This window comes from Actinosynnema sp. NPDC002837 (assembly GCF_040295345.1).
Classification (GTDB): Bacteria; Actinomycetota; Actinomycetes; order Mycobacteriales; family Pseudonocardiaceae; genus Actinosynnema.
In genome coordinates, this window is the sequence record NZ_JBEOVG010000069.1 from 22,119 (window position 1) to 42,881 (window position 20,763).

Here is a 20,763-nt window from a genome sequence, read left to right on the forward strand (position 1 = left end):
GGCCGGTCAGTGGGGGTTGGCCATGCGCAGGACGTCGAGGGCGCGGTCCAGGTCGGCTTCGGAGAGCTTCGAGGGGACGTGGCCGCGCTCCAGGACCACCTCGCGGATCGTCTTGCGCTCGCGGAGGGACTGCTTGGCGATCGAGGCCGCTTCCTCGTAGCCCAGGTAGCGGTTGAGGGGGGTCACGATGGACGGCGACGACTCCGCGTACTCGCGCATCCGGTCGATCTGCGGTTCCGCGCCGGTCAGGACCTTGTCGGCCAGCAGGCGGGCGACGGCGGCCAGGAGGCGGGACGATTCCAGGACGTTGCGGGCGATCACGGGCAGCATCACGTTCAGCTGGAAGTTGCCCTGCGACCCGGCGAACGCCACCGCCGCGTCGTTGCCGACGACCTGCGCGACCACCATCATCGTGGCCTCGGAGATCACCGGGTTCACCTTGCCCGGCATGATCGACGAGCCGGGCTGGAGGTCGGGCAGCGCCAGTTCGCCGAGCCCGGCGCGCGGGCCGGAGCCCAGCCAGCGCAGGTCGTTCGCGATCTTGTAGAGCCCCACGGCGGTGGCCCGCAGCTGCCCGGAGATCTCCACCACGCCGTCCTGCGTGGCCTGCGCCTCGAAGTGGTCGCGGGCCTCGGTCAGCGGCAGGCCGGTGACGGCGGCCAGCTCCGCGGAGACGGCCGCGCCGAAGCCGGCGGGCGCGTTCAGGCCGCTGCCCACCGCCGTGCCGCCGATCGGCAGTTCCGCCAGGCGGGGCAGTGACGAGGTGAGGCGCTCGACGCCGTAGCGGACCTGGGTGGCCCACGCGCCCGCCTCCTGGCCCAGGGTGATCGGCACGGCGTCCATCAGGTGCGTGCGGCCCGACTTGACCAGGGACGTCCAGTCGGCGGCACGGGCCTCCAGCACCGAGAGCAGGTGCTCCAGGGCCGGGATGACGTCGCGCGCCACCGCCTCGGTCGCCGCGACCCGCAGCGTGGTCGGGAACGTGTCGTTGGACGACTGCGAGGCGTTGACGTGGTCGTTCGGGTGAACCTCGCGGCCCAGCGCGCGGGTGGCGAGGGTGGCGATGACCTCGTTGGCGTTCATGTTCGACGACGTGCCGGAGCCGGTCTGGAACACGTCGACCGGGAAGTGCTCGTCGTGCTCGCCCGCCGCGACGGCGTCGGCGGCCGAGGCGATGGCCGCGGCGACTTCGGGTTCCAGTACCCCCAGCCGCTCGTTCACCCGCGCCGCGGCGGCCTTGAGCAGGCCGAGCGCCCGGATCTGGGCGCGCTCCAGGCCGCGCCCGGAGATCGGGAAGTTCTCCACCGCGCGCTGGGTCTGCGCACGCCACAGCGCGTCGACCGGCACCCTGACCTCGCCCATCGTGTCGTGCTCGACGCGGTACTCCTGTTCAGCCATACCACCGAGTTTGGACCGCCTTTCCTTACTGGGCACAGTGGCCTGGAACACCTATGGTCGAAGGATGGAGCTTGAGGTCGACCTGCTGATCGTCGGTGCGGGCCCCACGGGCCTGTTCGCGGCCTACTACGCGGGGTTCCGGGACCTGTCCGTCGCGCTGGTCGACGCGCTGCCGGAGGCGGGCGGCCAGATCACCGCGATGTACCCGGAAAAGATGATCTTCGACGTGGCCGGGTTCCCGGCGGTGCGCGGGCGCGAGCTGGTGACCGCGCTCGTGCAGCAGGCGGACCAGTGGCAGCCGACGTACCTGCTCGGCCGCCAGGCCCGCACCTTGTCCGATGTGGACGGTCGGCTGGAGGTCGGGCTGGCCGACGGCGGCGTGGTGCGCGCCGGCGCGGTGCTGATCACGGCGGGCATCGGCGAGTTCAAGCCGCGGCCGCTGCCCGCGGGCGACGGCTGGCTGGACCGGGGCATGGTGCACTTCGTGCCCAAGCTCAACGTGCACACCGGCCAGGACGTGGTGGTCGTGGGCGGCGGCGACTCGGCGTTCGACTGGGCGCTCGCGCTGCACCCGATCGCGGCCAGCGTCACGCTGGTGCACCGCCGAGCGACGTTCCGGGCGCACCCGCCGACCGTGCGGCAGGTCCGCGAGCTGGGCGTGGAGATCATCACCGACGCCGAGGTGCTCGAGCTGCGCGGCGACCCGGACCTGGCCGAGGTGGAGCTGGGGCTCAAGGGCGGCGACCGCAAGGTGCTGCCGGCGCAGGCCGTGGTGGCGGCGCTGGGCTTCACCGCGGACCTGGGCCCGATCGAGTCGTGGGGCCTGGAGCTGGACCACCGGGCGGTGCTGGTGGACACCACCATGCGCACCGCCCGGGATCGCGTCTACGCGGCGGGCGACGTCGCCCAGTACCCCGGCAAGGTGAAGCTGATCGCCACCGGGTTCGGCGAGGCCGCCACCGCGGTCAACAACATCGCCGTGCTGCTCAACCCCGAGGCCCACTTGTTCCCCGGGCACTCCAGCAACGCGAGTTAAGCGACTACTTGGACCTGTTCCCCCGGGAACAGGTTGTCGTAGAACACCAACGACTCCTGCGGGCCCAGGCGCACGCAGCCGTGCGACTGCGTGTTCGTGTCGCCCTGGTGGAACGCGATGCCGTTCGTGGTGAAGTACACCGCGTTCGGCATCGGCCCGTTGTAGGGCACGCTCCAGTCGTCCTTCACCTTGCGCAGAACGGGATAGGTGCCGACGGGCGTCGCGTAGCCGGGCATCCCGTGGGACACCCGGACCGGCCCGTAGCTGGCGTTCCCGTTGTAGATCAGCCACGCCTCGTTGGTGGACAACCGCACGCACGCGCCGTTCTGCACGGAGCACGGCGTGCCGGTCGAAGCGGAGGCGGGAGCGGGAGTCGCGAGGCCGAGGGTCAAGGCCGCCGCGGCTAACGCCGTCGTGCCGAGCGTCTTCCTCATCGCTATCACTCCTCGGTGTCAGGATTACCCACCGAGGAGTGATCCGACACACCGCGTTACGCGGTCACCTGGACCTGGTCACCCACTCGGAGGGTGTGGAAGTACTTCGCCGCCGCTTCGCGTGACAGGTGGATGCAGCCGTGCGACGGATCCGTGAGGCTGCCCTCGTGGAACGCGATGCCGTTGCTCACGAAGTAGGTGGAGTACGGCATCTCGGCCATGCCGAAGTCGCGGCTGTAGTCCAGCTCGACCTTCCACAGCACCGAGTGGTAGCCGACGGGCGTCTCGTAGCCGGCCATCCCGGACGTCGTCGGCACCGGCCCGTAGCTGATCTTGCCGCCGCTGATCAGCCACGACTCGTTGGTCGACAGCCGCACGCACGCGCCCTCGGTGATGTCGCAGGGCGTGCCGGGCACGGTCACCGGCGGGGGCGGCGGCGCGGGCTGCGGGTCCGGCGTCGTCTCCGTGGTCTCGGTCGCAGGCGCGGGCGTGGAGGCCGGGGCGGGGGAGGACGGCTCCGACGTCGGTGCGGCGGAGGAAACCGACGAGGAAACCGACGAGGCCGCCGAAGACGGGGCCGCGGCCGGGCCCGAGGCCTCGGACGTCCCGCAAGCCGTTGCCAGGAAAGCGATTGCCACCAGTGCTGCCTTGCGCATCGCGCAAACCCCCCAGAGATCGTGCTGTGTGCTGACCCTGGAGACGCCGTCCCGGAGGTTGTGGTTGCAGGCCGCCCGGTAACGAATTGGGAAGGGCCGCCCCACCCGGAGGAGGGACGGCCCTTCGAACGCGAGGACGAGCGGCCTAGACCGCGCCCGCGTACTGGCTGATCCACGAGCGGAACGCCGGCACGTCCATGTAGATCGACGGGCCGGTGGCGCAGGTGGAGCTGTTGTTGCCCGCGCGGCTGGTGGCGCCGACCAGCTGCCACACGCCGTTCACGGACTTGACCTGCGGGCCGCCCGAGTCGCCGTAGCAGGCGCCCGAGTTGCCGTTCGGGTTGTTCGTGCAGATCTCCACCGAGCCGTAGATGCCCAGGCAGCGGCTGTCCTCCACGATCGAGGTGTTCAGCTCCTGCAGGGTGATCGGCGCGCCGCAGCCGCCGCGCGGGGCGCACGTCTGGCCCCAGCCGATGATGCGGGTGGCCGTGCCGACCGGACCCGACGTCGACGCCACCGCGATCGGCGTCTGGCCCACCGAGGTGGACAGGCGCACCAGCGCGATGTCGTAGGACGAGTGGGTCACGACCTGGGCGCCGGACGCGACCGTGCCGCCGCTGGTGCGGTTGGTCGTGCCGATGCGCGCCCGGATGGAGGACGCCGACCGGCCTTGCACGCAGTGCTTGGCGGTGACGACCCAGTTGGCCTTGATCAGCGAGCCGCCGCAGAAGTGGCTGCCCGTGGTGCTCTGCAGGGAGACCATCCACGAGTAGGTCTGCGTGGCGTTGCCGCCGCCCACGATGAACGGGGTGACGCCGCCGTCGGTCGCCGGGGCCGCCGCCGCCCCGGCCGCCGAGGCGAGTGCCGCGCCGACCGCCACCGCGAAGGCGGTGAACAGGGTACGAACCTTCATCGCTTCCTCTCCGTCCCCGGCGCAGGGTGCTCGGGGACGGATCGGAAACTAGGGATGAACGCGGCGTGATCACTACAGCCGATCGGCCGGTAACGCTGGGTTCACAGTTGACAGCGCTGGGTCGCGAACGGCAGCGGTGGGTCGCGAACGGCAGCGGTGGGTCGCGAACGGCGGCGGCGAACGCGCTAGGGGAGCGGCGGGAGGGCGTCCTCGCCGGTCGACGGGATGTCGAAGTCGACCGACGAGTACTCGCGCAGCTTGGTCAGCCGGTGGAAGCCGTCGATCATCCGCACCGTGCCGGACTTCGAGCGCATCACGATCGACTGGGTCGTGCAGCCGCCCGCCCGGTAGTGCACGCCGCGCACCAGGTCGCCGTCCGTCACGCCGGTGGCGCAGAAGAACACGTTGTCGCCGCGCACCAGGTCGTCGGTCAGCAGCACGCGGTCCAGGTCGTGGCCCGCGTCCAGCGCCTTCTGCCGCTCCTCGTCGTCCTTGGGCCACAGCTTGGCCTGGATCGCGCCGCCCATGCACTTCAGCGCCGCCGCCGCGATGATCCCCTCGGGCGTGCCGCCGATGCCGACCAGCAGGTCGATGCCGGTGTTCGGCCGGGCCGCCGAGATCGCGCCCGCCACGTCGCCGTCGGAGATGAAGTGGATCCGGGCGCCCGCCGCGCGCACGTCGGCGACCAGCGACTCGTGCCGCGGCCGGTCCAGGACGCACACCGTCACGTCGGAGGCGTCGCTGTGCTTGGCCCGCGCCACCCGGCGGATGTTCTCCGCGATCGGCGCGGTGATGTCGATGACGTCCGCCGCCTCCGGCCCGGTGGCGAGCTTCTCCATGTAGAACACGGCCGACGGGTCGAACATCGCGCCCCGCTCGGCCACCGCGAGCACCGCGAGGGCGTTCGGCATGCCCTTGGCCATCAACGTGGTGCCGTCGATCGGGTCGACCGCCACGTCGCACTCGGGGCCGTTGCCGTCGCCCACCTCCTCGCCGTTGAACAGCATGGGCGCCTCGTCCTTCTCGCCCTCGCCGATCACCACGACGCCGCGCATGGACACGGTGCCGATCAGCTTGCGCATGGCGTCCACCGCCGCGCCGTCGCCGCCGTTCTTGTCGCCGCGGCCAACCCAGCGCCCGGCGGCCATCGCGGCCGCCTCGGTCACCCGGACGAGCTCCAGCGCGAGGTTCCGATCGGGTGCTTCGCGACGACGCTCGGACGGGCTGCTGGCTGTGACCATGAGGTTCCTCCTGCGACTGCGATTACCGGCCGGTAGACCAATCCTCGCACGTCATCACGCCTCGGCCACGTCCTCCTCGGTCACACTGAGTGCTTGATCGATCCGTTCCCGGGCGCCCGCGAGCTGCCGCTCGCAGGTCTTCGCCAAGGCCTCGCCGCGTTCCCACAGCGCCAGCGACTCCTCCAGCGACAGGCCGCCCGCCTCCAGCCTGCGGACCACCTCCACCAACTCGTCCCTGGCCTGCTCGTAGCCCGGCTCGCTCACGTGGACAACTTCCCCAATCGGTTCTGGACGTGCACCACGACGGTCGCGACCGCCTGGTCGTACCCGATGAACGCCTCGGCGAACTCCGCGCCGTCGCCTTCGCGCACGGCGTCGTCGATGCGGTGCTCGGCGGCGGCGACGCGCTTGCGGTGCACCGAGCCGTGGCCCAGCCACCACCGCATCCCGGCGTAGCCGGAGGTCGCCTCGGACAGGTCGTGTAAGCGGTTGATCAACGTCTGCCTGCCCGACGTGCAGCCGGCCACCAGGGACAGCCAGCAGTCGGCGGCGGCCTGGTCGGCCGACACGGCGCGGCTGCGCACGGCGCTCGCGCCCTCGTCGTCGGCTTCGCCCGCGGCGGCCACCGTCAAGGGCAGGAACGTGGGCTCACGTGCGGGGTTCGGCACCACCGCCTCCTTCTTGGGCCGCATTGCCGTCTCCGCCGGCGTGCGCCTCGGCGCCGTCCCCGTCGGAGGTGACGACCGCGTGCACCGCGCCGTCGGCCACGCGCACCCTCAGCCGGGTGCCCGCGGGAGCTTGGGAGGTCGAGCGGAGCACACCGTCGACCCCGTCCGGGGTGACGAGCTGGACCACCGCGTACCCCCGCGCCAGCGTGGCGGCAGGCCCGAGGGTCGTCAAGCGCGCCGTGGTGGCGACCAGCCCGGCCGTCTCCGAGTCGAGCCGGTTCCGCACCGCGCGCCGGGCGCGTTCCCGCAGCCGGTCGACGTCCTCCGCGCGCCGGTCCAGCGGACCGTGCGGGTCCGAGAGCGCGGGACGGGTGCGCAGCGCCGCGAGCAGCTTCCGCTCCCGGTCCACCCAGCCGTGCAGGGCGCGCCTGCTGCGGTCGCGCAGCTGGCGGATCCGCTCGCCCTCCTCCGCGACGTCCGGCACCACCCGCTTGCCCGCGTCGGTCGGCGTGGAGCACCGCAGGTCCGCCACGTGGTCCACCAGCGGTGTGTCCGGCTCGTGCCCGATCGCGGACAGCACCGGCGTGCGGCACTGCGCCACCGCCCGGCACAGCGCCTCGTCCGAGAACGGCAGCAGGTCCTCCACGCTGCCGCCGCCGCGGGCCAGCACGATGACGTCCACTTCGGCGTCGCGGTCCAGAGTCGACAGTGCGGTGAGGATCTGCGGCACCGCCAAGGCCCCTTGCACCGCAACGTTGACCACCCGGAACCGGGCGCCCGGCCAGCGGGCCTGCGCGTTGGTCAGCACGTCCCGCTCGGCGGCCGACGCGCGCCCCGTGACGAGGCCGATCTTGTTCGGCAGGAACGGCGGCTTTCGCTTGCGACGCGGGTCGAAGAGGCCCTCGGCGTTGAGCAGCTTGCGCAGGCGTTCGATCCGGGCCAGCAGCTCGCCGATGCCGACCTGCCGGATCTCGTCCACGCGCAGGCTCAGCGTGCCGCGGTTGGGGAAGAAGTTGGGCTTGCCGTGCACCACCACCCGGCTGCCCTCGGACAGCTGCAGCTCGCGCACCATGCCGACGGGCGCGGTCAGCTGCATCGACATGTCCACGGACGGGTCGCGGAGGGTGAGGAACGCCGTCGCCGTGCCCGGACGCGCGCTCAGCTGCGTGACCTGGCCCTCCACCCACACGTCGCCGAGCCGGTTGATCCAGTCGAAGATCTTGCGCGCGACCGTGCGCACCGGCCACGGGTTCTCCGGGCTCGACCTGTCGACCTGGGGTTTCTCGGTGCTCGTCCGCTCGGGGTTCACTGGTTCTTGAGGTTCGCGATGCGGCGGGTGAGCATGCCGGTGAACTCGGGGCGGGCGGCGTGCGTGCGCTCGTGCGCCAGCAGCTCCTCGAGGTCCTCCGCGGTCAGGGTGCGCAGACGTGCCCTGAGCTGCGCCAACGACAGCTCGTCGTAGTTCGGCAGCACGGCGGGCGGCTCGGCGGCCAGGGCCTGCTCCTCCACCGCCCACGGGTCGTCGGCGTCGAGGTCGGTCTCGTCGCCGGTGGTCGGCGCGGCGATGCCCTCGTCCTCGTCGAACGTCGCCCACTCGGGCTCCTGCTCCACCGGCCGCAGCACGGACAGCACGTCGTCGCCCTTGATTGCGAGTTCCGTCACCCGCTGCTGGAGCCGCATGGACAGCTGCAGGGCCTCACTGACCACGGTGACCGGGAGGCCCGCGAGTTGCCCCGGGAGCTTCCGGGCCTGCTCGACGGCGGTGACCGCCAGTCCCGCGGCGAGGCGGACGGTCAGGGGCAGTGGCTTCATGCCCTACAGCCTGCCGCAGTCGGCCGTCGGATGCCTACATCCGGCACGCCGTACCCTGGTCGTCATGGACAAGCGAGTGCTCCTGGCCAAGCCGCGTGGCTACTGCGCCGGGGTGGACCGTGCCGTCGTGACCGTGGAGAAGGCGCTCGAGCAGTACGGCGCGCCGGTCTACGTGCGCAAGGAGATCGTCCACAACAAGCACGTCGTGGAGACGCTGTCCCGGCGTGGCGCGATCTTCGTCGACGAGACCGACGAGGTGCCCGAGGGCGCGCTCGTGGTGTTCTCGGCGCACGGCGTGTCGCCCGCCGTGCACGAGGAGGCCGCCTCGCGGCAGCTGCGCACGATCGACGCCACCTGCCCGCTGGTGACGAAGGTCCACAACGAGGCGAAGCGGTTCGCCCGCGAGGACTACGACATCCTGCTCATCGGCCACGAGGGGCACGAGGAGGTCGAGGGCACGTACGGCGAGGCGCCCTCGCACATCCAGCTCGTCGACACCGCCGAGGACGTCGACAAGGTCGTCGTGCGCGATCCGTCCAAGGTGGTGTGGCTCTCGCAGACCACGCTCTCGGTGGACGAGACGATGGTGCGGGTGCGGCAGTTGCAGGAGCGGTTCCCGGACCTGCAGGAGCCGCCGTCGGACGACATCTGCTACGCGACGTCCAACCGGCAGACCGCGGTGAAGACGATGGCGCCGGAGTGCGACCTGGTGCTGGTGGTCGGGTCGAAGAACTCGTCCAACTCGGTGCGGCTGGTCGAGGTGGCGCTGCAGGCGGGCGCGCGGGCGTCGTACCTGATCGACTACGCGCGCGAGGTCGACCCGGCGTGGCTGGAGGGCGTGACGACGGTCGGCGTGACGTCCGGCGCGTCGGTGCCGGACATCCTGGTGATGGAGCTGCTGGAGTACCTGGCGACCCAGGGCTACGGCGACGTCGAGGAGATCACCACGGCGAACGAGAAGATCGCCTTCGCCCTGCCGCGCGAACTGCGCAAGGACATGGTCCGCTAGGACGTGCCGGTGGCACCGGGACGTCCGGCTCCAGGGACGTCCCGGTGATCCGTGGGTCCAGGCGTTGCCGACGTCGCGGCCGGTGCGGTTCGGTGAGGCCGTGGGAGCACGAAGTCCGCGTTGCGGTGCCGCTGCGGTGCGGCCGGTCGGGTTCGGCCAGGTCGGCGATCGGGGGGTGCGCTCGGGTCGGTGGCGGTGAAGCCCCGGCCGAGGGGAGCCCTTTCTCATCCTGCCGGCGGGGTCTGACAATTCTGGCTCCCCGAAGCACTGAGCTGCGCTGACGGCGTAAGCGGTTGGCGCGGGGGTGAAGTTCGCGTTTCCTGGAACGATGAGCAGCGTGCTGATCGGGGTGGAGAACGTCGCCACCCCCAAGTGGGCCCGTCGTCGTGGTGGGACGTCGGTGAGCTTGGGCAAGGCCCTCAAGAGCCTGCCGTCGGCGGTGGCGATGGTGGTTCGGCTCGCCTGGCGCACGTCGCCCCGGCTCACGGTGGCGGCGGGCGTGGTGCACGTGCTGTCCGGTTGCGTGACCGCGTTCGGGCTGCTCGCCACGGCCGACGTGTTCTCCGCGCTGCTGCGTGACGGCCCGACGCCGGAGCGCGTGACGCAGGCGCTGCCCGCGTTGGCGGTGGTGGTGGGGTCGTTCGTGCTCCGCGCGTTGCTCGACACGGCGGTCGCGGCGGTGGAGAGTTCGCTCCGGCCGAGGGTCACGCGTGAGGCGAACGACGAGGTCACCGCCGTCCTGGTCCGCGCCCAGCTCCTCGCCTTCGAGGACGCCGACTTCCGCGAGCTGGCCCGCCAGGGCGGCCGGCGTGGCGTCCGCTCGCTGGAGAGCAGCCTGCGGTACCTGGCGGACCTGCTCTCCGGCGGCATCTCGCTGACCGCGGCCGTGGTCACGGTCGGGTTCCTCAACCCGTGGCTGGCGCCGGCGCTGCTGCTGGCCGCGTTCGCGAACGCCTGGGCGTCGGCGCGGGCGTCCAAGCTGCGCTACGAGCACTTCCTCGACTCGGTGACCCGCAACACGCGCAAGGGCGTGGTGGAGGAGGTCGCCACCGACCGCGACTTCGCGCTGGAACGGCACGCGCTGACGTTGCAGGAACGCCTGCTCGGCGAGCACCGGCGCATCGCGGAGAGCCTCATGGCCGACGAGATCCGGATGGCGCACCGCACGAACATGGTGCGGTTGACCGGACGCGCGCTGGCCGGCGTCGGCACCGCGATCGCCTACGTCGTGCTGGGCTTCCTGCTGCACACCGGCGGCATGGAGCTGGCGCTGGCGGGCACGGCGGTGCTGGCCATGCGCACCGGCTTCTCGTCGCTGGCGTCGACGACCCGGGCGGTCAACTCGCTCTACGAGGACTCGTTCTACATCGACTTCTACCGCAAGCTGCTGGTCGAAGGCGCGGAACGGGCCCAGGGCAGCTCGCCGGTGAAGGCGCCGGCGGACCCGGAGGAGATCACGCTGACGGACGTCTCGTTCACCTACCCGGGCGCGCCGAAGCCCGCGCTGCGGGAGGTGAACCTGACCGTGGCGCGCGGCGAGGTCATCGCGCTGGTGGGCGAGAACGGGTCGGGCAAGACGACCCTCGGCAAGGTGCTGACCGGCCTGTACCCGGCGTCGTCGGGCACGGTCGCGTGGGACGGCGTCGACCTGGCCGAGGCGGACCCGCACTCGGTGCACTCGTCCATCGCGGTGATCGCGCAGGACCCGGCGCAGTGGCCGATGACCGCCCGGCACAACGTGACGGTCGGGCGGCTGGAGCGCGAGGACGACGAGGCGTGGCAGGAGGCGGTGGCGAAGTCGGGCGCGGACGAGGTGCTGGCGAGCCTGCCCGCGGGGCCGGACACCGTGCTGTCGCGGCAGTTCAACGACGGGCAGGACCTGTCCGGCGGGCAGTGGCAGCGGATGGGCATCGCGCGCGGCATGTACCGGGACGCGGCGGTGCTCGTGGCCGACGAGCCGACGGCCGCGCTGGACGCCAAGGCGGAGGCGAGGGTGTTCGAGGGCCTGCGCGAGGCGACCGCGCGGCGCACCACGATCCTGGTGACGCACCGGCTGGCGAACATCCGCAACGCCGACCGGATCGTCGTGCTCGACCAGGGCCGGGTCGTCGAGCAGGGCACGCACGAGCAGCTGATGGCGTTGCGGGGGCACTACTTCGAGCTGTTCGAGCTGCAGGCCTCCGCGTACCGGGGCGGGCTGCTCGCGTCCTAGCCGGGGGTGCACGGCGGTCGTGACCGGGCGGCGGGTGGAGGGTGCCGCCCGGCGCCCGCCGCCCGGTCAGCTCGTGGCCGTGGCCCTCCCCCCAGCGAAGGTCACGGCCGGCGAACCGCGCGGTCGAGCCTGGCGCACGCCGGTACAGCGGCGGTACAGCGACGGTCTACGACCGGGGTCCGGTGTGCGCTACCTTCGGTGCCGCCTCGGCCGTGGGGAGCCGGGGCGCAGGGAGTGTGCCGAGTGCTGTTCCGGGTCCTGGGCGCGGTCGACGTCGTGCGGTCCGACGGTGTGCGGGTGCCCGTCGACGCCCGGAAACCGCGGGTGCTGCTGGCCACGCTCCTGCTGCACGCGGACGAGTGGGTGAGCGTCGAGCGGCTGGTCGAGGCCCTCTGGCCGGAGGGCGCGCCCGCGTCGGCGGAGAAGAACACCAAGACCTACGTCTGGCAGCTGCGCCGGCTGCTCGCCGGCGAGTGGATCGACGGCGGTCGGGCCGGCTACCGGGTCCGGGTGGCGGAGGGCGGACTCGACGCGCACCGGTTCGAGGACCTGGTCCGCGCGGGACGGCGGCACGGTGACGCGGGCTCGCACCGGCAGGCCGTGGCGGCGTTCGCCGAGGCGCTGGAGCTGTGGCGCGGCGACCCGTTCCGCGACCTGGCCGGCCCCGACGCGGACGCCGTCAAGGCCCGGCTGGTCGAGCGCAGGCTGACGGCGCTGGAAGGGCACGCGGCGGCGTTGTCGGCGCTGGGGTCGCACGAGGAGGCGGCGGTCGCGCTGACCGGGTTGGTCGCGCGGCACCCGTTCCGGGAACGGTTGCGCGGCGCGCTGATGACCGCGCTGTACCGGGCGGGCCGCCAGGCGGAGGCGCTGGACGTCTACGACGAGGGCCGCGCGCTGCTCGACCGGGAACTGGGCCTGCGGCCGGGCGAGGAGCTGCGCCGGCTGCACCTCGACATCCTCAACCAGGACCCGAACCTGGCGGTCGGGCGGGAGGCGGCCCCGGCCGGGGTGTGCCCCGCGCAGGTGCCGGCCGCCGTCGCCGGGTTCACCGGACGTGCCGAGCACGTGGAGCGGCTCGACGGCCTGCTGGTGCGCGCCGACGACCGGCAGCCGCCGCCGATCGCGGTCGTCACCGGCACCGGCGGGGTCGGCAAGACCTCCTTGGCGCTGCACTGGGCGCAGCGTGTGCGCGACCGGTTCCCCGACGGGCAGCTCTACGTCAACCTCCGCGGCTACGACCCGGACCTGCCGGTCGGCCCGGGTGACGCCCTGTCCGGCTTCCTGCGCGCGCTGGGCGTCGACTCCCGGGACATCCCGCAGGACCTGGCCGAGCGGTCCGCGGCCTTCCGGTCCCGGCTGGCGGGCAGGCGGGTGCTCGTGGTGCTCGACAACGCCCGCACGGCCGCCCAGGTCCGGCCGCTGCTGCCCGGGTCGCCGGGCTGCGCGGTGCTGGTGACCAGCCGCGACTCGATGCGCGGGCTGATCGCCAAGGACGGCGCGACCCGCCTGCGGCTCGACCTCCTGCCCGCCGACGAGGCGGGCGACCTGCTGCGCGCGTTGATCGGCGACCGCGCGTCGGCGGACCCGCGCGCGGTGGACGTCCTGGTGGAGCTGTGCGCGAGGTTGCCGCTGGCGCTGCGCCTGGCCGCCGAACTGGCCACCGGCCGCCCCGCGGCCTCGCTGGCCGACCTCGCCGGCGAGCTGACCCGGGAACAGGACCGGCTGGACCGGCTGGACGACGACGCCGACCCCCACGCGGCGCTGCGGTCGGCGTTCTCGTGGTCCTACCGGCACCTCCCGCCCGCGGTCGCGCGGGTGTTCCGGCTGCTGGGCGCGCACCCGTGCCGGGAACTCGGCGTCGCCGCGATCGCCGCGCTGACCGGCTCGGACGACGCGGCGGCCCGGCGGCACGTCGACGCCCTGGTCCAGTCGCACCTCGTGGAGCGCACGGCCGACGGCCGGTTCCAGATGCACGACCTGCTGCGCACCTACGCCCGCGGCCTCGCCGCCGAGGTGGACGGCGACGACGGGCGGGACGCGGCCGTGCGGGCCCTGGCGGAGCACTACGTGCGCGTGGCGGCGGTCGCGATGGGGCTGTTCGACCCCGCCGACCACGCCGGGCGGCCGTCCGCGCCGGCGCCGCCCTGCCTGCGCACCCGGGCCGACGCGGTGGGGTGGCTGGAGGCCGAGCGGGCGAACCTCCTCGCGGTCGCCGAGCACGCGGCCCGGCACGGCGACGCCGAGCACGCCGAGGCGCTGACCGCCACCCTGTGGCCCTACTTCCACGTCCGCGGCCACCACGACGAGTCCCTCGCCCTGCACACGCACGCCCTCGTGGCCGGCCGCAGGCGCGCGGACCGGGCCGCCGAGGGCGCCGCGCTCACCGGCTTCGGCGTGGCGTGCGAGCGGCTGGGTCGTTACGAGGAGGCGTTGCGCCACCACGAGCAGGCGGTCGCGGTCGGGCGGGAGACCGGTGACGTGAGCTTCACCGGTCGCGTGCTGAAGAACCTGGGTGTCGTGCTGCGCCGCCTCGGTCGGCACGAGGAGGCGGAGCGGACCTTCCAGGAGGCGCTGTCCATCGCCAGGGCCATCGGCAACCGGCGCGGCGAGGCGGCCGTGCTGTGCAGCCTGGCGCTGGTGCACGAGGCGTCGGGGCGGCACGAGGAGGCGTTGCGGCACATGGACCGGGCGGTGGCGGCCGTGCCGGACGTCGACAACGACCACGCGCTGGTGGGCCACCTGCAGGCGAACCTGGGGCTGGTCCACCTCCGGCTCGGCCGGTGGGAGATCGCCGCGAAGCACCTGGCCGAGGCGCTCGCGGGCGCACGCGCGACCGGCAACCGGGACCTGGAGGCCGAGGTGCTCGACACCCTGGGCGAGCTGGCGACCGCCGGCGGCGACCCCGGGCGCGCCGTCGAGCACCACCACGAGGCGTTGGCGCTGACCCGCCGCACGGGCGACCGGCACGAGGAGGCACTCGCCCACGACGGCCTCGCCCGCGCCTACGCGGCCTGGGACCGGCCGGACGACGCCCGCCGGCACCGGCTGCTCGCGACGCGCCGTGCGCCCGGCGCACGTCCGGTCGACGGCTCCCAGGTGAAAGTCGATCGTCGGGGTTAAGGGCGAACGCCGGCTCCCTTCCCCGGCGCGCGGGAAAGGGAGCGGTTCTCACGGGCGATGTTCAGCCGTGCTCAGTACCACGCTTTGTGGTAGACGTGGTTGTTCGTGCCCTCGACGAAGACGTCGATGCGGTTCGGCCCCCACGAGACGGCCGCCGGGTTGTGCAGGAAAACACCGCCGAGGTTTTCCCAACCCGACCACGACGACCCGTTCCACCACTTGTGCCAGAGCTGGTTGTCGGTGCCCTTGGCGAACACGTCGAGCCGGTTGGCCGACCACGACGACACGGCCGGGCCCGCGGTGATCACGCCGCCGAGGTCTTCCCAGCCGGACCAGGACGAGCCGTTCCACCACTTGTGCCAGAGATGGTTGTTCAGGCCCTCGACGAAGACGTCGATGCGGTTCGCGCCCCACGACACCGCTGCCGGGTTGTCGATGAACACGCCGCCGAGGCTCTCCCAACCGGACCACGACGACCCGTTCCACCACTTGTGCCACAACGCGCCGTCCGAGCCCCTGACGAACACGTCCAGCCGGTTGGCCGACCACGACGACACGGCCGGACCTGCGGTGATGATGCCGCCGAGGTCTTCCCAGCCGGACCAGGACGAGCCGTTCCACCACTTGTGCCACAGGTGGTTGTCCGTGCCGCGGCCGAACAGGTCGATGCGGTTGGGGCCCCACGAGACGGCCGCCGGGTTGTCGATGATGTTGCCGCCGAGGCTTTCCCAGCCCGACCACGAGGACCCGTTCCACCACCGGTGCCAGACGGCCGAGTCGGTGCCGCGGGCGAACACGTCGAGCCGGTTCTCCGACCACGACGACACGGCCGGGCCCGCGGTGACCACGCCGCCGAGGTCGGTCCAGCCCGACCACTGTCTGTCCGCCGCCGCTTCGGGTTCCGCGGCGGCCGCGGTGGCACTCGTCGAGAACAGCGCCAAGAGCACGACGAACAACATCCTGGTGAATGAGATATTCATCGGAAGATCTCCTCAGAGTTCGATGTTTAAAACTCCGAACAGGAGGGAATCTAGCACGGGGCAGTGGTTTCCCAATGGTTGAAAAACCGTTGGTCCACCACGGTTCGAGATCTCCGCATAAATTGTGCTTCACTCAGCCGAGTGGTCACTCGACGTCAATTTCCCGAAGCACGTAATACTGCCGGGCGACCCTCGATCGTGAATCAGGCCGTGAGTTCCAGCGAGGAGCCCTCGCGGGCCTTGCGGACTCGCAACCGGGTCGGGATGCGCTGCCGCAGCTCCTCCACGTGGGAGACGAGGCCGACGACCCGGCCGCCGGCGCGCAGCTCGTCCAGCGTCGTCATCACCAGCTCCAGGGTCTCGGCGTCGAGCGTGCCGAAGCCCTCGTCGATGAACAGCGTGTCCAGCACGGCGCCCGCCGCGACCACGTCGGCCAGGCCCAAAGCCAGCGACAGGGACGCCAGGAACGACTCGCCGCCGGACAGCGTCTTCGCCGGCCGCTGCTGCCCCGAGTAGTCGTCCATGACGTCGAGGCCCAGCCCACCCCGGGTGCCGCGCGGACCGGCCTCGACCGAGTGCACGAACCGGTAGCGGCCCTGGCTCATCCGCTCCAGCCGGGCGCTGGCCGCCACCGCGACCTCCTCCAGCCGGGCGGCCAGCACGTACGTGCGCAGGGTCATGCTCTTGGTGTTCTGCCCGGACCCGTTGATCACGTCGGTCAACGCGTCCAGCTCGGCGAACTCGGCCTCCACGGGCTCCAGCCGCAGCCACGCGTCCCGGAGCCGCTCGGCCAGGTCGGCGGCGCGCGCGGCCCTCGTGCGGGCGTTCGTCAACGCCGTCGCGGCCTCGGTCGCGGCGTCGCTCGCCACCCGGAACCGCTCCTCCGCGCCTGCCACGTCGACCTCGTCGTCCGGGTCGGTGTCGGGCAGCTCGGCCAACGTGCTCTCGGCCGCGGTCCGGGTCTTCTCGACGTCGCGGATCCGGGTCTCCAGCTCGGCGACGGCGGTGGCCGGGCGTGCCGCGGCCAGGGCGTCGGCCACGTCGGCGAACCCGGCGAGCGAGGCCAGCCGCGCCACCTCCAGCCGCTGGTCGGCCAGGCGCTCCTCGTGCTCGGCCACGGCGGCGCGACGCGCGGCCAGCTCGGTCAGCGCGTCGGCCAGGTCGCCGAGGTGCGCCCGGCGCGTGCCGACGTCCGGGAAGTCGCCGCGGGCCTCCTCCAACCGGGCGCCGCGCTCCTCGACGGCCTCCACCAGCTGCGCCCGCTGCGCGCCCGCCTCGGCCAGTTCCCGTTCCAGCGCACCACGCTGGTCGAGCGCGCGCTGCACCTTGGTCTCCAGCTCGGCCAGCTCGGCCTGCCTGCTCTCCCACTGCTCGGCGCACGCCACCACGGACCGGTGCTCGCGCTCCAGCTCGGCCGGCGGCCGGTCGCCCAGCTGCTCGCGCAGCAACGCCAGCCGTTCGCCCAGCCGGTGCGCCTCCTGCTCGGCCCGCTGCCGCCGGTCCAGGGCGCGCTGGTCCTCGTCGGCGGCGCCGTCCTCGTCCAGGGCCGTCACCGCGTCCAGCATCGGCTGCGCCGGCGACGGGTGCTCGGCCGACCCGCACACCGGGCACTCGTGGCCCGCGCGCAGCCGGCCGGCCAGCTCGACCGCCATCCCGTCCAGCCGTTCCCGGCGGATCCGGAGCAGCTTCTCGCGGGCCTTCTGCTGCGCGTCCACCGCGTCCCGCCGCGCCTCGTCCGCCTCCCGGAACGCCCGCTCCACGCGCGGCAGCTCGGCCGCGGCGGCGGCCAGCCCCGACACCTGCGGCAGCCGGGCCGCGGCCTCCGCCGCCTCCTCGACCGCGCCCCGCGCAGCGGCCAGCCGGTGCGGCACCTCGTCCAGCTGGGTGACCAGGGCGGCCAGCCGCTGGGACGTGGTGGCGACGTCGCGGTCCAGCTGTGCGATCCGCCGCTGGTCGACGCGCTGCCGCTCGGCTTCGGCGGCCAGGCTCGTGAGCCCGCCCGCCTCCTCGCGCAGGCGTTCGGCGTCGCCGCGCAGGTCGGAGCCCTCGTGGCCGAGGGCGGACACGGCCGCGGCCGCCGCCCGCTCCTGGGCGACGGCGGCGTCGAGCTCGCGCGCCAGCTTCACCGCGCGGTCCTGCGCGGGCGCCACGACCGCCGCCTGCCGGGCCGCGTCGCGTTCGGCGACCCACGCCCGCAGGCTCGGCTCCACCTCGGCGAACCGGTCGAGGTGGCGGCGCGCGTCGCGCACCCGGCGGACCCGCTCGTGCCGCGCCCGCGCCTCCTGCCACTCCCGCTCGGCCGCGGTGCGCCGCCCGGAGGCCTCGGCCGAGAGCCGCTCGGCGTCGCGCTCGTCCTCGTCCAGCCGCTTGAGCAGGGAGCTGAGCCACTCCTGGTCGCCGCCGCCCTCGGGCAGCTCCTCCAGCGCGACCTCGGCGACCTTCAGCGTCAGGTCGCGGTGCTCCTGGCCGAGCTGCGCGACCTCGCGCCTGCGTTCGGCGCGGCGTTCCCGGAACCACTTCTCCACGTCCAGGAACCGCTCCGTGCCGAACAGCTTCTCCAGCAGCTTCTCCCGCTCGGCGGTCTCCGCGCGCAGGAACCGGGCGAACTCGCCCTGCGGCAGCAGCACCACCTGGAAGAACTGCTCGGCCGTCATCCCGAGCAGGCCCTCGACCTCGCGGGCCACGTCGTCGATGCGGCTGTGCCCCTCGCCGGTCCACCCGCTGACCCACGTCAGCGACACCTGCGCCTGCTGCCGGGTCGCGCCGTCGCCGCGCTTCTTCGGCCGCTCGTACTCGGGGCTGCGCTTGATCCGGAACCGCCTGCCGCGCACGGTCAGCTCCAGCTCCACGTACGTGGGGGTGTCGCGGTCGGCGTAGTCGCAGCGCAGCCGCTTCACGTCGCCGCGCGCGCCGGGGACCTTGCCGAACAGCGCGAACGCCACCGCGTCGAGCAGCGTCGTCTTGCCCGCGCCCGTGTCGCCGTGCAGGAGGAACAGGCCGTCCGCGCCGAGCAGGTCGAAGTCGACCTCCTCGAGCCGCGCGTACGGGCCGAACCCGCTGACCGCCAACCGGTGCAGCTTCACGACTCGTCCTCCCGGGCAGCCGCGGCGAACGCCTCGCGCAGCAGGTCCAGCTCGCGCGGGCCGGGCTGGTCGCCGCGCACGTCCTCGACGAAGCAGCAGGCGATCTCCTCGTCGCCGCGGCCGCGCACCCGTTCGGCGAACCGCAGCTCGCCGGTCCGCCCGCCCTCCGGCCGCCACTCCACGTGCACCGCGTGCGGGAACCGCTTCTGCAAGCGGCGCAACGCGTCCAGCGGGCGCACCCGGTCGGTGAGCGTGACCGAGAGGAAGTGGTCCTCGACCGGCTCGTGGTCCGGGTCGAGCAGCAGGTCGTCGAGCGAGCCGCTCACCGCCGACAGCGCGCGGGGCACCGGCAGCGGCCTCCGCTGCACCCCGGCCAGTCCGCCCGCGCCCAGCTCGACCAGCCACACCGACTTGTGGTGCCGCGCCTCGGAGAACGAGTACGCCACCGGGCTGCCCGAGTACCGCAGGTGCTCGGCCAACGTCTGCTGGCCGTGCAGGTGGCCCAGCGCCACGTAGTCGACCCCGGCGAACACCGCGCCCGACACGTCCTGCACGCCGCCCACCGCGATCGTGCGCTCCGACTCGCACGGCTCGCCGCCGGTCACGAACGCGTGCGCCATCACCACCGACCGGGTGCCCGGTCGGGCCGCGAGGTCCAGCTTGATCCGCCGCATCGCCTCGGTGAGCACGCCGCCGTGGCCCTTGGCCTCCACGCCGAGCGTGTGCCGCGCCGTCTCCGGTTCCAGGAACGGGATCCCGTAGACCGCCACCGGACCGTGCTCGTCGGCGAACAGCACCGGCTCGTGCAGCTCGGCCACCCGCGTGCGCAGGTGCAGGCCGCCCGCCTCGGCGAACGCGCCGAGGAAGCCCAGCCGGGCCGCCGAGTCGTGGTTGCCCGGCGTGATCACGATCTTCGCGCCCGCCTCGCGGAGGCGCTTGAGCACCCGGGAGCACACCGCGACGGCTTCCGCGTTCGGCACGGCCCGGTCGAACAGGTCCCCCGCCACGACGACCGCGTCGACCCGTTCGTCCGACACCGTGTCGGCGAGGCCGCTGAGCACCGCTTCCTGCTCTTGCAGCAGGTCACGGCCGTGGAAGGTGCGCCCCACGTGCCAGTCGGACGTGTGCAGGATCAACACGTCGGCCACGCTAGGGCCGGCGGGCCCTCTGATCGTCCAACCCGCTCGGCGTGTCGCTCGAACGTGTGGTCGGACACCTGTGCGCGATGATCGGGGGATGACGGCGGTCCTCAGCACGGCGGCGGTGGTCGTGGCGCTCCTGCTCGCGGGTGCGTTGGTGTTCCTGTGGCGGCTCTACCAGGACAGCGTGCGGCGCACCGACGCCGCGCTGGCCGCGGTGCGGGCCGAACGGGAACGCGGCGACGCGCAGTGGGCGGCGTTGCAGCGCTACGAGGTGGCGTTCTCCTCGGTCAGCGGACGCGGCGAGCTCGGCGAGAAGGTGCTGGTGGAGACGGCGCGGGTGCTCGGCCTGCGCGAGGGGATCCACTTCGACCTGCAGGTGGACGTGGCGGGCGGCGGTTCGGTGCGGCCGGACCTGGTGCTCAACGTCGGCGGCGGTCGGCGGGTGCCGGTGGACGCGAAGATGAGCATGGCCACGTGGGCGGAGGCGGTGGAGACCGACGACGCGACCGAGCGCGTCGACGCGCTGCGCGTGCACGTGCGCAACATCCGGGCGCGGGCCGCGGAGCTGGCGGGCAAGGGCTACCAGCGGTGGGCCGACGCCATCTACGGGACGATCATGTTCGTGCCGAACGACGGCGCGGTGGTCGCGGCCCTGGACACGGACCCCGAGCTGCTGCGGTGGCTGCTCGACCGGCGGGTGTTCCTGTGCGGGCCGACCGGGTTCGCGGTGATCGCGTCGGCGGCGATGTTCGCGGTGACCGACCGCGCGCTGGCCGACGACGTCGAGCAGGTCAGGGCGGCGGCGTCGCGGGCGCACCGGGCGGCCGACGGCGCCATCGACGCGGTGAACCTGTCGAGCACGCACCTGCAGCGGTTCCTGTCGGCGCGGCGGCGCGAGCTGGACGCGTTGGAGGGTTTCCGGGCGGCCGTCGAGCCGTTGAGCAACGCGTCGTCCGACGTCACACCCCTGCCGCTGGTGCGGCGGACGGACGAGGCGGGCCTCGGTGCACCCTTGGACGCCCGGGAGGCGTAATAGAGTGTGTCGGGACTGAGCCGAAC

At 73.2% G+C, this 20,763-nt stretch carries 18 protein-coding genes; 6 read left to right on the plus strand and 12 right to left on the minus strand.

Annotated elements, in window-relative coordinates; all coding sequences use genetic code 11:
- Positions 1-6 precede the first annotated feature (6 nt).
- A complete protein-coding gene (locus ABTZ99_RS33165) occupies positions 7-1,398 on the minus strand; it encodes a class II fumarate hydratase (RefSeq protein WP_498774211.1) in 1,392 nt (463 codons plus the stop codon).
- A gap of 64 nt (positions 1,399-1,462) precedes the next feature.
- Between ABTZ99_RS33165 and ABTZ99_RS33170 the strand changes: the two genes are divergently transcribed.
- On the plus strand, positions 1,463-2,434 hold the full coding sequence (locus tag ABTZ99_RS33170; protein ID WP_498774213.1) for an NAD(P)/FAD-dependent oxidoreductase: 972 nt from the start codon (positions 1,463-1,465) through the stop codon (positions 2,432-2,434).
- On the opposite strand, the gene ABTZ99_RS33175 is transcribed toward ABTZ99_RS33170, so the two are convergent.
- On the minus strand, positions 2,431-2,868 hold the full coding sequence (locus ABTZ99_RS33175; RefSeq protein WP_499616929.1) for a L,D-transpeptidase: 438 nt from the start codon (positions 2,866-2,868) through the stop codon (positions 2,431-2,433). The genes ABTZ99_RS33170 and ABTZ99_RS33175 overlap by 4 nt on opposite strands.
- Before the next feature lie 56 nt (positions 2,869-2,924).
- A complete protein-coding gene (locus ABTZ99_RS33180) occupies positions 2,925-3,284 on the minus strand; it encodes a L,D-transpeptidase (RefSeq protein WP_498774217.1) in 360 nt (119 codons plus the stop codon).
- Between ABTZ99_RS33180 and ABTZ99_RS33185 the strand changes: the two genes are divergently transcribed.
- Positions 3,274-3,606 (plus strand): hypothetical protein, encoded by a 333-nt coding sequence (locus tag ABTZ99_RS33185; RefSeq protein WP_499616932.1) that lies wholly within the window; start codon positions 3,274-3,276, stop codon positions 3,604-3,606. The genes ABTZ99_RS33180 and ABTZ99_RS33185 overlap by 11 nt on opposite strands.
- Positions 3,607-3,669: 63 nt before the next feature.
- On the opposite strand, the gene ABTZ99_RS33190 is transcribed toward ABTZ99_RS33185, so the two are convergent.
- The 6 genes from ABTZ99_RS33190 to ABTZ99_RS33215 all read right to left on the minus strand — a co-directional run bounded on the left by ABTZ99_RS33190 (position 3,670) and on the right by ABTZ99_RS33215 (position 8,158).
- Positions 3,670-4,437 carry a S1 family peptidase gene (locus tag ABTZ99_RS33190; RefSeq protein WP_498774221.1) on the minus strand — a complete coding sequence of 256 codons (768 nt, stop codon included), beginning with the start codon at positions 4,435-4,437 and terminating at the stop codon, positions 3,670-3,672.
- 185 nt (positions 4,438-4,622) lie between these two features.
- Positions 4,623-5,678, minus strand: a complete 1,056-nt coding sequence (gene glpX / locus ABTZ99_RS33195) for a class II fructose-bisphosphatase (protein ID WP_498774223.1) — start codon at positions 5,676-5,678, stop codon at positions 4,623-4,625.
- Positions 5,679-5,732: 54 nt separating this feature from the next.
- Entirely contained in the window at positions 5,733-5,942 is a 210-nt protein-coding gene (locus ABTZ99_RS33200) for an exodeoxyribonuclease VII small subunit (protein ID WP_053719410.1), read from the minus strand.
- Complete coding sequence (locus tag ABTZ99_RS33205) at positions 5,939-6,370, minus strand: sugar ABC transporter substrate-binding protein (RefSeq protein ID WP_498774226.1); 432 nt, start codon at positions 6,368-6,370, stop codon at positions 5,939-5,941. The genes ABTZ99_RS33200 and ABTZ99_RS33205 overlap by 4 nt, the downstream gene beginning before the upstream one ends.
- Complete coding sequence (xseA, locus tag ABTZ99_RS33210) at positions 6,327-7,655, minus strand: exodeoxyribonuclease VII large subunit (RefSeq protein ID WP_498774228.1); 1,329 nt, start codon at positions 7,653-7,655, stop codon at positions 6,327-6,329. The genes ABTZ99_RS33205 and xseA overlap by 44 nt, the downstream gene beginning before the upstream one ends.
- Positions 7,652-8,158, minus strand: a complete 507-nt coding sequence (locus tag ABTZ99_RS33215; protein ID WP_498774230.1) for a lipid droplet-associated protein — start codon at positions 8,156-8,158, stop codon at positions 7,652-7,654. Before ABTZ99_RS33215 ends, xseA begins: the two co-directional genes overlap by 4 nt.
- Before the next feature lie 64 nt (positions 8,159-8,222).
- Between ABTZ99_RS33215 and ABTZ99_RS33220 the strand changes: the two genes are divergently transcribed.
- From ABTZ99_RS33220 to ABTZ99_RS33230, 3 genes are all read left to right on the plus strand, one after another.
- Complete coding sequence (locus ABTZ99_RS33220; RefSeq protein ID WP_498774232.1) at positions 8,223-9,167, plus strand: 4-hydroxy-3-methylbut-2-enyl diphosphate reductase; 945 nt, start codon at positions 8,223-8,225, stop codon at positions 9,165-9,167.
- A gap of 328 nt (positions 9,168-9,495) precedes the next feature.
- Positions 9,496-11,379 carry an ABC transporter ATP-binding protein gene (locus ABTZ99_RS33225; protein ID WP_499616940.1) on the plus strand — a complete coding sequence of 628 codons (1,884 nt, stop codon included), beginning with the start codon at positions 9,496-9,498 and terminating at the stop codon, positions 11,377-11,379.
- Between the two features lie 243 nt (positions 11,380-11,622).
- Entirely contained in the window at positions 11,623-14,499 is a 2,877-nt protein-coding gene (locus ABTZ99_RS33230; RefSeq protein WP_499616943.1) for an AfsR/SARP family transcriptional regulator, read from the plus strand.
- Between the two features lie 71 nt (positions 14,500-14,570).
- Here ABTZ99_RS33230 and ABTZ99_RS33235 read toward each other — a convergent pair whose 3' ends face one another.
- The 3 genes from ABTZ99_RS33235 to ABTZ99_RS33245 all read right to left on the minus strand — a co-directional run bounded on the left by ABTZ99_RS33235 (position 14,571) and on the right by ABTZ99_RS33245 (position 19,701).
- Entirely contained in the window at positions 14,571-15,479 is a 909-nt protein-coding gene (locus ABTZ99_RS33235) for a PLL family lectin (protein ID WP_498774238.1), read from the minus strand.
- 203 nt (positions 15,480-15,682) lie between these two features.
- The gene (locus tag ABTZ99_RS33240; protein WP_499616946.1) at positions 15,683-18,562 is read right to left on the minus strand and encodes an AAA family ATPase; all 2,880 of its coding nucleotides are present in this window, start codon (positions 18,560-18,562) and stop codon (positions 15,683-15,685) included.
- On the minus strand, positions 18,559-19,701 hold the full coding sequence (locus ABTZ99_RS33245) for a metallophosphoesterase family protein (protein WP_499616949.1): 1,143 nt from the start codon (positions 19,699-19,701) through the stop codon (positions 18,559-18,561). The genes ABTZ99_RS33240 and ABTZ99_RS33245 overlap by 4 nt, the downstream gene beginning before the upstream one ends.
- A gap of 97 nt (positions 19,702-19,798) precedes the next feature.
- On the opposite strand from ABTZ99_RS33245, the gene ABTZ99_RS33250 reads away from it, so the two are divergent.
- Positions 19,799-20,737 (plus strand): DNA recombination protein RmuC, encoded by a 939-nt coding sequence (locus ABTZ99_RS33250; protein ID WP_498774244.1) that lies wholly within the window; start codon positions 19,799-19,801, stop codon positions 20,735-20,737.
- Positions 20,738-20,763 lie beyond the last annotated feature (26 nt).

Bases quoted from the DNA above. Each gene is read 5' to 3' on its own strand.
- ABTZ99_RS33215 (WP_498774230.1), bottom strand. From the start codon at position 8,158: ATGAAGCCACTGCCCCTGACCGTCCGCCTCGCCGCGGGACTGGCGGTC.
- ABTZ99_RS33225 (WP_499616940.1), top strand. From the start codon at position 9,496: ATGAGCAGCGTGCTGATCGGGGTGGAGAACGTCGCCACCCCCAAGTGG.
- ABTZ99_RS33250 (WP_498774244.1), top strand. From the start codon at position 19,799: ATGACGGCGGTCCTCAGCACGGCGGCGGTGGTCGTGGCGCTCCTGCTC.
- ABTZ99_RS33190 (WP_498774221.1), bottom strand. From the start codon at position 4,437: ATGAAGGTTCGTACCCTGTTCACCGCCTTCGCGGTGGCGGTCGGCGCG.
- ABTZ99_RS33235 (WP_498774238.1), bottom strand. From the start codon at position 15,479: ATGAATATCTCATTCACCAGGATGTTGTTCGTCGTGCTCTTGGCGCTG.
- ABTZ99_RS33165 (WP_498774211.1), bottom strand. From the start codon at position 1,398: ATGGCTGAACAGGAGTACCGCGTCGAGCACGACACGATGGGCGAGGTC.
- ABTZ99_RS33220 (WP_498774232.1), top strand. From the start codon at position 8,223: ATGGACAAGCGAGTGCTCCTGGCCAAGCCGCGTGGCTACTGCGCCGGG.
- ABTZ99_RS33170 (WP_498774213.1), top strand. From the start codon at position 1,463: ATGGAGCTTGAGGTCGACCTGCTGATCGTCGGTGCGGGCCCCACGGGC.
- ABTZ99_RS33205 (WP_498774226.1), bottom strand. From the start codon at position 6,370: ATGCGGCCCAAGAAGGAGGCGGTGGTGCCGAACCCCGCACGTGAGCCC.
- glpX (WP_498774223.1), bottom strand. From the start codon at position 5,678: ATGGTCACAGCCAGCAGCCCGTCCGAGCGTCGTCGCGAAGCACCCGAT.
- ABTZ99_RS33175 (WP_499616929.1), bottom strand. From the start codon at position 2,868: ATGAGGAAGACGCTCGGCACGACGGCGTTAGCCGCGGCGGCCTTGACC.